This is a genomic window from Nocardia flavorosea, assembly GCF_015477805.1.
GTDB lineage: Bacteria > Actinomycetota > Actinomycetes > Mycobacteriales > Mycobacteriaceae > Nocardia > Nocardia flavorosea_A.
Genome location: NZ_JADLQL010000001.1, coordinates 1,255,310 through 1,267,221 on the forward strand (window position 1 = coordinate 1,255,310; position 11,912 = coordinate 1,267,221).

12 protein-coding genes are annotated in these 11,912 nt (G+C 67.2%); 7 read left to right on the top strand and 5 right to left on the bottom strand.

Going from position 1 to position 11,912, the window contains the following annotated elements; all coding sequences use genetic code 11:
• Nucleotides 1-8: 8 nt before the first annotated feature.
• The 4 genes from IU448_RS05600 to mftE form a co-directional block, all read right to left on the bottom strand.
• Nucleotides 9-1,685 (bottom strand): fumarate hydratase, encoded by a 1,677-nt coding sequence (locus IU448_RS05600; protein ID WP_195054375.1) that lies wholly within the window; start codon nt 1,683-1,685, stop codon nt 9-11.
• 161 nt (nt 1,686-1,846) lie between these two features.
• Nucleotides 1,847-2,332, bottom strand: a complete 486-nt coding sequence (locus IU448_RS05605) for an NUDIX domain-containing protein (RefSeq protein ID WP_228812031.1) — start codon at nt 2,330-2,332, stop codon at nt 1,847-1,849.
• Nucleotides 2,333-2,415: 83 nt separating this feature from the next.
• Nucleotides 2,416-3,633, bottom strand: coding sequence for a pre-mycofactocin synthase MftD (gene mftD / locus IU448_RS05610; protein ID WP_195054376.1), 1,218 nt, complete (start codon nt 3,631-3,633; stop codon nt 2,416-2,418).
• Nucleotides 3,630-4,331 (bottom strand): mycofactocin biosynthesis peptidyl-dipeptidase MftE, encoded by a 702-nt coding sequence (gene mftE / locus IU448_RS05615; RefSeq protein ID WP_195054377.1) that lies wholly within the window; start codon nt 4,329-4,331, stop codon nt 3,630-3,632. The genes mftD and mftE overlap by 4 nt, the downstream gene beginning before the upstream one ends.
• 97 nt (nt 4,332-4,428) lie before the next feature.
• Here mftE and mftR point away from each other — a divergent pair, with 97 nt between their 5' ends.
• From mftR to IU448_RS05650, 7 genes are all read left to right on the top strand, one after another.
• The gene (mftR, locus tag IU448_RS05620) at nt 4,429-5,046 is read left to right on the top strand and encodes a mycofactocin system transcriptional regulator (RefSeq protein WP_280458440.1); all 618 of its coding nucleotides are present in this window, start codon (nt 4,429-4,431) and stop codon (nt 5,044-5,046) included.
• Nucleotides 5,047-5,162: 116 nt separating this feature from the next.
• Complete coding sequence (locus tag IU448_RS05625; protein WP_033241695.1) at nt 5,163-6,065, top strand: STAS domain-containing protein; 903 nt, start codon at nt 5,163-5,165, stop codon at nt 6,063-6,065.
• Nucleotides 6,066-6,075: 10 nt separating this feature from the next.
• Nucleotides 6,076-6,468 (top strand): STAS domain-containing protein, encoded by a 393-nt coding sequence (locus tag IU448_RS05630; RefSeq protein ID WP_033241694.1) that lies wholly within the window; start codon nt 6,076-6,078, stop codon nt 6,466-6,468.
• Nucleotides 6,458-6,871, top strand: coding sequence for an anti-sigma regulatory factor (locus tag IU448_RS05635; RefSeq protein WP_033241693.1), 414 nt, complete (start codon nt 6,458-6,460; stop codon nt 6,869-6,871). The genes IU448_RS05630 and IU448_RS05635 overlap by 11 nt, the downstream gene beginning before the upstream one ends.
• Complete coding sequence (locus IU448_RS05640) at nt 6,864-7,511, top strand: SpoIIE family protein phosphatase (RefSeq protein ID WP_195054379.1); 648 nt, start codon at nt 6,864-6,866, stop codon at nt 7,509-7,511. Before IU448_RS05635 ends, IU448_RS05640 begins: the two co-directional genes overlap by 8 nt.
• 16 nt (nt 7,512-7,527) lie before the next feature.
• Nucleotides 7,528-9,867: a SpoIIE family protein phosphatase gene (locus IU448_RS05645; protein WP_195054380.1), complete on the top strand. Its 2,340-nt coding sequence runs from the start codon at nt 7,528-7,530 to the stop codon at nt 9,865-9,867.
• 46 nt (nt 9,868-9,913) lie between these two features.
• Nucleotides 9,914-10,252, top strand: coding sequence for an STAS domain-containing protein (locus IU448_RS05650; protein ID WP_195055052.1), 339 nt, complete (start codon nt 9,914-9,916; stop codon nt 10,250-10,252).
• A gap of 526 nt (nt 10,253-10,778) precedes the next feature.
• Here the strand turns inward: IU448_RS05650 and IU448_RS05655 are convergent.
• Nucleotides 10,779-11,819, bottom strand: a complete 1,041-nt coding sequence (locus IU448_RS05655) for an LLM class F420-dependent oxidoreductase (protein WP_195054381.1) — start codon at nt 11,817-11,819, stop codon at nt 10,779-10,781.
• Nucleotides 11,820-11,912 lie beyond the last annotated feature (93 nt).

Consider the following 11,912-nt stretch of genomic DNA (forward strand, 5'->3'; position numbering starts at 1 on the left):
GTCAGGCTTCAGACACGTTCTTTCGACCGCGTCCGCACGCGCAGGGCGATCGGTTTCTGGGTTTCGGCGAAGAAATCGTTGCCCTTGTCGTCGACCACGATGAACGCCGGGAAATCCTCGACCTCGATTTTCCAGACCGCTTCCATACCCAGTTCGGGGTATTCGAGGACCTCCACCGATTTGATGCAGTCCAGGGCGAGGCGGGCGGCGGGGCCGCCGATGGAGCCGAGGTAGAAACCGCCGTGTTCCTTGCATGCCTTGGTGACCTGCGCGGAGCGGTTGCCCTTGGCGAGCATCACGAAGGAACCGCCGGCGGCCTGGAATTGGTCGACGTAGGAGTCCATGCGGCCCGCGGTGGTGGGGCCGAAGGAACCGGAGGCGTAACCGTCGGGGGTTTTGGCGGGGCCGGCGTAGTAGACGGCCATATCCCGCAGGTACTGCGGCATCTCCTCGCCCGCGTCCAGCCGTTCCTTGATCTTGGCGTGCGCGATATCGCGGGCCACCACCAGCGGGCCGGACAGCGAAAGCCGGGTTTTCACCGGGTATTTCGACAGTTCCGCGCGGATTTCGTCCATCGGCCGGTTCAGGTCGACTTCGACGACATCGCCACCGAGGATCTCGTCGGTCTGTTCCGGCAGGTATTGCGCGGGTTCGCGTTCGAGCTGTTCCAGGAAAACACCCTCGGGCGTGATCTTGGCCAGCGCCTGCCGGTCGGCGGAACAGGAGACTGCCAGGGCGACCGGGCAGCTCGCGCCGTGCCGGGGCAACCGGACCACGCGCACATCGTGGCAGAAGTATTTACCGCCGAACTGGGCGCCGATACCGAACGACTGGGTCAGTTTGAACACTTCCTGCTCGAGTTCGAGATCACGGAAGGCGTGCCCGGTCATCGAACCCTCTGTGGGCAGGTTGTCCAGATAGTGCGCAGAAGCGTATTTGGCTGTTTTCAGCGCGAATTCGGCGCTGGTGCCGCCGATGACCACGGCGAGGTGGTACGGCGGGCAGGCCGCGGTGCCCAGCGAGCGGATCTTCTCGTCCAGGAATTCCAGCATCCGGGTGGGATTCAGGATGGCCTTGGTCTCCTGGTAAAGGAACGACTTGTTCGCCGACCCGCCCCCCTTGGCCATGTACAGGAATTTGTAGGACGGCTGCGCGGGATCGCCCGGCGCGGAGTACAGCTCGACCTGCGCGGGCAGATTCGAGCCGGTGTTCTTCTCGTCCCACATGGTCAGCGGCGCGAGCTGCGAATACCGCAGGTTCAGTTTCGTATAGGCGTCGAATACGCCGCGGCTGATCCATTCGGCGTCGTCCACGCCGGTGAGCACGCCCTCGGATTTCTTACCCATCACGATGGCGGTGCCGGTGTCCTGGCACATGGGCAGGATGCCGCCGGCCGAGATATTGACGTTCTTCAGCAGGTCGAGCGCGACGAATCGGTCGTTACCGCTGGCCTCGGGATCGTCGATGATGCGGCGCAACTGCGCGAGATGCGCAGGCCGCAGGTAGTGGCTGATGTCGTGCATCGCCTCGGCGGTGAGCATGCGCAGCACCTCGGGGTCGACCTGCAGGAAGGTCCGGCCGCCGGATTCGAAGGTGCGGACGCCTTCGGTGGTGAGCAGCCGGTACGGGGTGTCGTCGGCGCCGATCGGGAGCAGGTCTGAATAGCGGAACTCGGGAGCGGTCACCGATCGCACTCCTTCGGAAGTGGGCTGCGGGTGGAACAGGTACAGCCACGGTGAACGCCGCTGTACCGGGGGTCGAGCACAGCGAGCTTAGCGAGCGACCCCCGCACAGCTAGAAGTAAGGCAATCCTAAATCGTAACCTCCGCAGGGCTTCCGCGGGGTCTTACTGCACACGAAGTTTCAGCAACAGGTAGGCAGCCAGCGACGGGCCGTCGGCGATCACCCCGTCCCGCAGCATGTCCTCCACATCGATCCGCGAGAACCACTGCTGGCGCATGTCCTGCTCGGTGTGCTCGCGATCCGGCTCGCCGGGCGCCAGATCGGTGGCGAGGAAAACATGGCAGCCCTCCCCGGTCATCGCATTCGCGACCTGGACCCGGCCGAGCCGTTCCAGCCGGCCGGCCGTGAAACCGGTTTCCTCGGCGAGCTCGGCCGCGGCCAATTCCGCCGGACTGCCCGTCACCCCGGCCGGAAACGCACCGGACGGGAACTCCCAGGTCCGGGCGCGTATCGGGTACCGGTATTGCTCCACAAGATGGAAGCCGTCGTTGTCCATGGGGATGACGAGCGCGAAGTCGGGTTTTTCGATCACGGAATACAGGCCGGGCGACCCGTCCCCACGTTCGATCCGATCCTCGCGCACGGTCAACCACGGATTTTCGTACACGACCCTGGATGACACGGTTCTGATACTCACGCGTCCAGTGTCGTGCCGCGACGACCCGCCGCCGGTTATACGGCTTCGGTGGCCGAGTCCGGGACCCGAAGCTGTTCCGGGGCATCGATGCCGAGGCGGCGCTCGAAACCCTCCGGGATCACGATATCGGACCGTTCCAGGTCGGTGACCTTGGTCTTGCGCAGTCCCAGCAGCGCGGAATCGATACCGCCGCGCAGCAGGTCCAGCACGTTCTCGACGCCGGCCTGCCCGTTGGCCGCCAGACCCCACAGGTAGGCGCGGCCGATCATCACCGCCCGCGCACCGAGCGCGACAGCTTTCACGACATCGCTGCCGCGCCGGATTCCGCCGTCGAGCAGGATCTCCACCTCGTGCCCCACCGCATCGGCCACCACCGGCAGCGCGCGGATGGACGCCGGGGTGCCGTCCAGGTTGTTGCCGCCGTGGTTGGACACCGAAATGGCCGCGACACCGGCATCGACGGCGCGCCGGGCATCGTCCACGCGCATCACGCCCTTGAGCATCACCGGCCCGTCCCACTGTTCACAGACCCAGGCCACATCGGACCAGTCGGGCGCGGTGGTGCCCATCCATTCGCCGTAGGCGCCGAAGAAACCGGGGGCGGGCGCGTCGCCGAGCGCCATATTGGGGGCGGTGAGGTCGGGCAGGCTGCCCGAACGCAGGTAGGTGGTCAGCCAGCGCGGTTTGACGATCACCTGCGGCGCGAAACTCGCCATGGTGCGCAGATCCAGTTTTTCCGGGATGACCGGCGAACCCCAGTCGCGGCCCATCGAGAACGACCAGTCGAGCGTGAGGATCAGCCCCACCGCGCCCGCGGCCTTCGCCCGTGCCATCCGCGCGGAGATATCGTCCTTGCTACCGCACCAGTAGAGCTGGAAGAAGGTCATCGGGTTCGCGGCGACGACCTCCTCCACGGGTTTGCTCGCGAACGACGACAACCCCATGGCGGTCCCCCGGGCGGCGGCGGCGCGCGCCACGGCGACCTCACCGTCGGGATGGACGGCCTGCACACCGGTCGGCGAGATCATGACCGGCATCGAGATCTGCTGCCCCATCACCGTCGTCGACTGGTCCCGTTCGCCGATCGGGCCGGCGACATGCGGCGCGAAACCCAGTTCGGTGAACGCGGCCTGGTTGTCGTCGATGGTCTGGCCGCGCTCCGAACCGGCGACCAGGGCGCCGTACACGGATTTCGGCAGCCGTTTCTTCGCCCGGCGGTGGGCCTCGGCGACGGTTTCGAACCACGGGTTCATGGTCGGATCCTTTCCACTGGTTCCGGCCACCATTGCCGGACCTGATCGAACAATTGGGTGATGAGATCGGCGAGCAACCGCTCCCCCTCGGCGGCAGTGGCGCCGGTGGGATCGCCGAGGACCCCGTTGGCGCTGACGGCGCGCACGCCGCCGGCCCGTAACTGCGGCAGCACCTCGGACAGCGGGCGGGTGTCGCCGGGCCGGGCACGCTCGGCGCGCACGCGGTCGGGTGAAAGACCGAGTTGCAGTGAGGTTTCGGTGCGTCCGGCGTGGGCGTCACCGGAGTAACGCGGCAGGAACAGCCGAATATCGCGGGATTCGCTACGCAACAGCGTCACCGCCCGGCGCAGCGGTTCCACATTTCCGCCGTGTCCGTTGACCAGCACGATCCGTTCGAAGGTATCGGTGGCCGACCGGCACAGTTCGACGACCAGCAGTTCCAGCGCCGTCTGCCCGATGGACAGCGTGCCGGGGAAACCGCTGTGCTCACCGCTGGCGCCGTACGCGACGGCGGGGGCCACCGCCACACCCGGGCACCGGCCGGCCAGGCCCGTGCACAGCGCGACGGCCAGATCGGTATCGGTGGATACCGGCAGATGGGGGCCGTGCTGCTCGGTGGACCCCACGGGCACCGCGAGCAGCGCACCACTGTTGCCGAGTTCACCTGCCTCGGGCCATGTGAGGTCCGCCACCATCATGGGGCCGACGTTAACGTCAGCCACTGACAAAATCAACCGGGACGTGTTCCCGGCATATCGTGGCCCGGCCGCGCGGCGCATCGTTCAGAATCGTCCTGTGACGGCACAGCATCCACGGGGCCGCCCCCGGGGTACCACCAAACGCGCACTCGAACTGATCGCCATGCGACTGTTCAGCGAACAGGGCTTCGACGAGACGACGGTCGAGCAGATCGCGGCAGCGGCCGGGATCAGTGGGCGCACCTTCTTCCGTTACTTCCCCGGCAAGGCCGAAGTGCTGTGGTACTCGTTCGACGACGAGGTCGCCGGGTTACGCGCCGCCTTCGCGACCGTGACACCGGACGAACCGATGATGGCCGCCGTCCGGCGAGTGGTCGTCAACGCCAACCGCTACCGCGCCGAGGATGTCGCGGAACTGCGGACCCGGATGAAACTGGTGGCCGACGTCCCCGCCTTGACCGCCACCGCCGGCGCCCACTACGACGCGTGGGAACGCGCGGTCGGCGAATTCGCCGCCACCCGGCTCGGCGAACCGGCGGATTCGCTGATCCCGATGGCAGTGGGCCGCACGACCCTCGCCGCCGCCCGCGCCGCCTTCGATGCATGGCTGGCCCGCGCCGACACGGATCTGACCGTTTATCTCGATCGCGCGCTGGCCGCTTTGGAACACGGTTTCGCCGGATCGGACGCGTTCCAGGTCACAACCGGCGACTAAACCGGACCAGCAGGTTTCACCGGCATAGGAGCACGGGTATGACTAGGCTCGGTATCGGCAAGACCGCCGAAGTCATTACGATGTACCGGACCGCCGTCGAAAGGGGCACAAGTTACATGTCCGAGGTGTCCATGGGCCTTTCGGCGGACTCATTGGCCGAGGTTTCCGTCGACAAACTGCTGCCGCAGTTGGTCGAACATCTGCGCCAGAACCGCACCGCACTGCGCGAGGAATGGGCGCGGCGTATCACCGAGGCGCGACTGCTCACCGCCATGACGCCCGACGAGGTCTTCTCCGAGGCGACGTCGGTGTACGACAATTACGTCGAGGTGCTGGAAACCGGTAGCGTCGAAGCACTGCAGGCGTACGCGCGCGATCTGTCCGAGCGCATCATCCCGAGAGGAGTCGAAACCGACGAAGTCCTCGGTATGGTGCTGCTGCTGCGCGATGTCCTCGCCCGCTCCCTGTTCGAGAAGTACCAATCCAACTTCGATCTGCTCAACGCCGTCCTGGACGCCTACGAACCGGCCGCGAATCGAATCGCGAACACCGTGGCCATCTCGTTCGTCCAGGAACGCGAGCGCGTGATCCGGCAACAGCAAGAAGCCATCCGCGAACTGTCCACCCCGGTGCTACAGGTCCGCGAACAGCTGCTGATCCTGCCGATAATCGGCGTGCTGGACAGTCAGCGCGCCCGCCAGCTCACCGAACAGCTGCTGCGCGCGATCCGGGACAACCGAGCCAAGGTGGTCGTCATCGACATCACCGGTGTGCCCGATATCGACTCCACCGTGGCCAACCACCTGGTGCAGACCGTCGACGCCTCCGGGCTCATGGGCGCGAGCGTCATCATGACCGGTCTGTCCTCGGAGATCGCGTTGACCCTGGTGACCATCGGACTGGATCTGTCGAAGATGAACGCGGTCGGCGACCTGCAGGGCGGTATCGAAGAAGCGGAACGGTTACTGGGCTACGAAGTGTCCAGAGTGACCGAACGCAGCGAACGCGATTCGCGCTGACGGAACCGATATGCCAGTACCTATCCTCAAACAGGGCACATATCTGATCGCATCCGTCCAGTCCGCACTGACCGATGCCGATACCGAGCGCCTACAGGACGACCTGATGAAACAGGTCAGCAAGTACCGCGCCCAGGGCATCATCGTCGACGTCACGGCGATCGACGTGATGGATTCCTTCGCCGCCCGGTCACTGCGCACCATCGCGCATATGACGCAGTTACGCGGCGCCGAGACCGTGATCGTCGGTCTCCAGCCCGAGGTCGCCTTCGCCATGGTGCAACTCGGCCTCACCTTCGAGGATATGCACACCGCGCTGGACCTCGAGGAGGGCTTGGCTTGGCTGAACCGGAAATCCTCGGCCCGGCACCAGCATCGAGATGGTCGTGACAGTGGCCGCTGATCGGGTGGTAATCGCGGTGAAGATGTCGAACGACATCGTGACCGCACGTCAGGCCGGGCGTGAGCTGGCCGAGGAACTCGGCTTCACCCTCACCGACCGGACCATGATCTCCACGGCGATCTCCGAGGTCGCCCGGAATATCACCAGTTACGCCGGCAGCGGTGAGATCCGACTGCAGGTGGCCGAGCGCGACGGACGTCGCGCTCTCGTGGTCCAGGCCAAGGACCAGGGCCCGGGCATCATCGATATCCCCCGCGCTATGGAAGACGGGTACTCCACCGGCCGGGGCCTCGGTTTGGGTCTACCCGGCGCCAAACGACTGATGGACGGGATGTCCATCGAATCCGCACCCAATCAGGGCACGTTGGTGGAGATGTGGAAGTGGGTACCCCAGGGTGCATGAGGACGGTTTCATCGGCCGGATCGAATGGGCCGTGGCCGGCCGCGCTCTCCCCGGACAGGATGTTTCCGGGGATCGCTGCGTGGTGTTGGACACCGGTACCGGCTCCGTGCTGTTCGCGGTACTCGACGGCCTCGGTCACGGCGCCGCCGCGGCGGCCGCGGTCGATCGTGCGTCGCGGGTCCTCGGCGACAACCGGGCCGAACCGCTGGATGTGCTGATGGTGCTGTGTCATCGGGCGATGTCGGATACCCGCGGCGCCGCGGTGACGCTGGCGTTGTTCGGTGCGCAGGAAGCGCAATGGCTCGGGGTCGGCAATGTGGACTCCCAGGTGGTGACCGCCGGACCCACCGGGCCGCAGATCAGTGCCACGGTTTTACAGAGCGGCGGGATCGTCGGCTACCGGCTGCCGCCGAACCTGCAGCCGCAGACGGTGCCGGTGCGCCCGGGTGACCTGCTGCTCATGTCCACCGACGGGGTGGTGTTCGAACCGGGCGCGGGCATCGACCTGGCCGCGTCCACAGCGGAGATCGCCCGCGAACTCGTGGACCGGTATGCCAAGGACACCGACGATGCGCTGGTGCTGGCCGCCCGGGTCCGCGGTGTCGCCCAGGGCGCCGTACCCGGACAAGAAGCGTCATGACCCACCGGGGCAGGATATGAGCGAGATCCTGACGGCATTCCTCGACACTTACGCCGACGCACTGCGCCGTCACCTCGCCGTGCCCGAAGGCGACGGGCTGGCCGAAGCACACGAACTCGGTCGCCGCGCGCTCGTGGAGGGGATCAGCCTGCTCGACCTCACCGAACACCACTTCCGGGTGGCGAAACAGGTGCAGCTCGAAGCGGACGAGCCGGAGACCGCCGCCACCGGGGCCGCCCGCGCCGACAGCCCGCTGGCCGAGAACGCACTGGAATTCCTGCTGCAGACCTTGATCACCCTCGATGTGGCCACCCGTGGCTACCTCGACGGCACCCGGCGCTACGAGCAGCAGCGTTCCCGCGCCGACGATCTCGCCGGCCGCGACGAATTCCGTACGGCGCTGGTGGAATCGCTGCAGGACGGGTTCTTCGTCGCCGACTCCCGCGGCACGATCATCGAGGTCAACAAGGCTTTCGGGGAGCTCACCGGGTACGGCGCGCCGGGCGTTCCCTACCCGATTCCCCATCCGTGGTCGATACCGGAGGGACCGCGCTACCCCGATTTGGGCACCGAGGCGTCCCGGTTCGTGGTGCCGATCCAGCATCGGGACGGCCGGCGCCGCTGGATCGGGGTGAGTACCAGCTCATTGGTGAAACCCGACGGCGGGGAGCATATCTTCGTCGGCACCGTTCGCGATGTCACGGCCGAACACGACGCACAGGCGCGCGATCAGGCCGCCAACCGTCTCGCCACCGCCTTGGCCGCCGCCACCACAGTGGCCGAGGTGCTCGAGGTGGGTCTCGACGAACTACGGCGGACGGTCGGCGCGGAAACCGCGGTGGTGGCGGTCTGGGCCGCCCATCAGGCACCGGCGGTGTACGTGTCCGGAACACCGCCCGCCGCGCCCGCGGAAGCGAGCGCCACGGGCCTGAAACCGGCGACCGAGGCCATTCTCAAACGCGCGCGCCTACGTCCCGGCCGCACTCTCATCGCCGTCCCCGAGGGTGCGGGCAGCGCGGAGGGGATCGTGGCGCCGCTGGGCGAAACCGGAGATGCCGCCCTATGGCTGCGGTTTGCCGTGCCGCGAGTTGTCGACGCCGCCGATTGGACGCTGTTCTCGCTGCTCATCGGGCATCTGAGCCTGGCCGTGCAGCGGGCACGCAACTTCGACCAGGCCCGCTCCACCTCGCTGACCCTGCAGCGGGCCATGCTCGGCCCGATCGAACTCCCACCCCGCTTCTCGGTGCACTACGAACCCGCGCTGCCGCCGCTCGAGATCGGCGGTGACTGGTACGACGTGGTCCCGCTGCCGGACGGGACGATCGGGGTCGTGGTCGGCGACTGTGTGGGCCGCGGACTCTCGGCCGCCGTGGTGATGGGCCAGCTGCGCACCGCCGCCCGCGCGCTGCTGCTTCGCGGCGCCGGACCGGCGCAGCTGCTCACCGAACTCGATCCCGTGGCGGCCCGGATCCCCGGTGCCCTGTGCACCACCGTCTGCGCGGCAGTTCTCGACCCGGTGCGCGGACTCGTCCGCTACAGCAATGCCGGGCATATGCCGCCCATCCTGGCCGATGTGGACAAAACCGGCCGGCTGCTCGAGGGCGGCCGATCGGTTCCGCTGGCGACCTTCGAAACCCTGCGCCGTCCCGAGGCCACCACCCCGCTGCCGCCGGGATCGACCCTGGTGCTGTTCACCGACGGACTGGTGGAACGCCGCGGTGAGGATATCGACGAAGGTTTCACGAAGATCGCCGAAACCTTGGCCGATACGGCCGAGAAGCTACCGCGCGAGGTGGCCGATTCGGTACTTTCGGCCTTGCGGCCGGACGGCGGATACGACGACGATATCGCCATGGTGGTCTACCGCCAGCCCCCGGAACCGCTGAAACTGGACCTACCGGCCCGGCCCGACCGGCTGACCATGCTGCGCCGCTCCCTGACGGCCTGGCTGTCCGCTGCGGCGGTCCCGCACAACCTCACCGCCGATCTGGTGGCAGCCACCAACGAAGCGTGCAGCAACAGTATCGAACACGCCTATCAGGACGGCGCCACGGACGCCGAACGCGTGACGATCACCGCCGAATGCGCCGGCGACCGGGTGATCATCGAAACCACCGATACCGGGACGTGGCGGCCCCGCCCCACGGACCCGGGCCCGCGGGGCCGGGGAATCGATATGATGCGGGCACTCACCGAGGAACTCGAGATCGACCACCCGGGTCCCGGCACCCGGGTACGGATGTCGGTGACCCTGCCGGCGATCACATTCCCGGTGGCCAGCGCCCTGCGCGGAACGAACAACCGATCCCACGGGGGTACGATGCAGCGAGATCGAGAGGCCCATGGCAGATTGTGATGATGTGACGAACTCTTCCCCCGACGCGAACCCACTCACGGATACGATGACGACTTCGGTCGCCGACCACCACGGCGTCACCGTGCTCACGGTGACCGGCGAGGTGGATCTCGCCACGGCACCCGCTCTGGAGACAGCGATCGACGCAGCCCTCGACGCCGGGCCGAACCACCTGGTGGTCGACCTCGCGGCCGTGAGCTTCCTGGCCTCGGCCGGGATGGCCGCATTGGTCGCCGCACATCAGCGCGCCGGGGACAAAACCACCATCGCCCTGGTCGCCGAGGGGCCGGCCACCAGCCGTCAGTTGAAGATGACGGCGCTGGACCAGGTCTTCGACCTGCATTCCACCCTCGACGACGCGCTCGCGAGCGTCCGGGGAGACTGAGGCTGCCGCTCCGGCGGCCGCCCGGCTCGACCGGGCGGCCGCCGGGACCGGCGATCCGCCCGGTCCCGTAACCCGGCAGGCCGGTGAAGCACCGGGTCTACCCGGCCACGCTGGATGACAGCAGCGCGCACCCGCTACCCCACGCCACTGCGTGGGCGATACGGGCAGACTCCCGCACGGCCCTGCTATCGCAGCTCCGTCGTCGACATCCCACGGAGTTCATGTGCGGTCGAATCGAGTTGGTCCCGGGAACTGCCCCCGCCCGACCCCGACCGCCGTGTTCTCCGGCGATTCGACCGGTCGAGTTTCGCCGAGACCCGCTGACCTACTGTCTCCGAATCCGGTGTCCGCGGGACCGGCACGCTGCCGGGCGTGATGATGAGCCCCGACCATGCCGACCGGCTGCCGCCGCTGAGCTTCACCGCCGCCACAACCGGCGATACGGCCGTATCCCGGGACCTCGACCGGGGTAATTCGAACCGGGACGCGACGGCTCGTCTCCACCGCGCCCCGGCCGGCCTTCACATCAGTCGCAGAGGGCGCGTAGCTGTTCGATCAGCGCAACCCGGTCGGCGGGGGTGGCCGCCAGTGGGGCGACGTTGAGAACGGTGACTCCGGCTTCGGCGAAGGCCGCGATACGTTCCTTGACGTATCCGGCCGGGCCGATCAGCGAGACATCCCGGACCAACTGGTCGGGAACCGCCTGGGTGGCCTCGTCTTTCTTCCCGGCCAGGTACAGTTCCTGGATCCGGTCGGCCTCGGCGCCGTAGCCGTACTTCGTGGCGAGGGTGTGGTAGAAGTTCTTGCCCTTGGCGCCCATACCGCCGATGTAGAGTGCGAGCATGGGTTTGACGAACTCGAGCAGCGGCTCGACGTTCTCGCCGATCGCCAGGGCGGGTCCGGCGTAGACATCGAGCGGGCCGAGTTCGGGATCGCGCTTCTCTTTGCCCGCACGCAGGGCATCCCCGAAGACTGCGTCGGCGCGTTCGGGCAGGAAGAAGATCGGCTGCCAGCCTTCGGCGATTTCCGCGGCGAGGGCGACATTCTTCGGGCCGAGCGCGGCCAGTAGCACCGGGATGCGTTCGCGAACAGGGTGGTTGATCAGTTTCAGCGGCTTACCGAGTCCGGTGCCGGCGCCTTCGGGCAGCGGGATCTGATAGTACTTGCCCTGGTAGGTGAGTCGTTCCCGGCGCCACACCTTGCGGCAGATCTCGACGAGTTCGCGGGTCCGCCCGATCGGCGCATCGTAGGGAACACCGTGGAAACCTTCGATGACCTGCGGGCCGGAGGCACCCAGCCCCAGCACGAAGCGACCGTCGGAGACGAAATCGAGTCCGGCCGCGGTCATTGCGGTCAGCGTGGGCGTGCGGGTGTAGAGCTGCATGATTCCCGAAGCCAGTTGCAACCGGGTGGTTTTGGCCGCCAGGTAGCCCAGGGCACTCACCGCGTCGAACGAGTACGCCTCGGGGACGAACACGATATCCAGGCCGGCCCGTTCCAAATCGGCCACTTCGGCTGCGGCTTCCGTGAAGCCGCCCGAGTAATTGATGCTCAATCCGATCCGCATGCCCTCAACATAAACCCGGCTACGGGGTGGCCCGGCACCGGCCACGCCGGTGGACGCGGTAGGTTGAGGGCGGTAACCCCATGCGCAGTGCAG

What these genes read in the sequence shown, in the direction of transcription:
- mftD (WP_195054376.1), bottom strand. Translation starts at nt 3,633, where the DNA reads ATGAACCCGTGGTTCGAAACCGTCGCCGAGGCCCACCGCCGGGCGAAG.
- mftE (WP_195054377.1), bottom strand. Translation starts at nt 4,331, where the DNA reads ATGATGGTGGCGGACCTCACATGGCCCGAGGCAGGTGAACTCGGCAAC.
- IU448_RS05650 (WP_195055052.1), top strand. Translation starts at nt 9,914, where the DNA reads ATGACGACTTCGGTCGCCGACCACCACGGCGTCACCGTGCTCACGGTG.
- IU448_RS05655 (WP_195054381.1), bottom strand. Translation starts at nt 11,819, where the DNA reads ATGCGGATCGGATTGAGCATCAATTACTCGGGCGGCTTCACGGAAGCC.
- IU448_RS05630 (WP_033241694.1), top strand. Translation starts at nt 6,076, where the DNA reads ATGCCAGTACCTATCCTCAAACAGGGCACATATCTGATCGCATCCGTC.
- IU448_RS05625 (WP_033241695.1), top strand. Translation starts at nt 5,163, where the DNA reads ATGTCCGAGGTGTCCATGGGCCTTTCGGCGGACTCATTGGCCGAGGTT.
- IU448_RS05645 (WP_195054380.1), top strand. Translation starts at nt 7,528, where the DNA reads ATGAGCGAGATCCTGACGGCATTCCTCGACACTTACGCCGACGCACTG.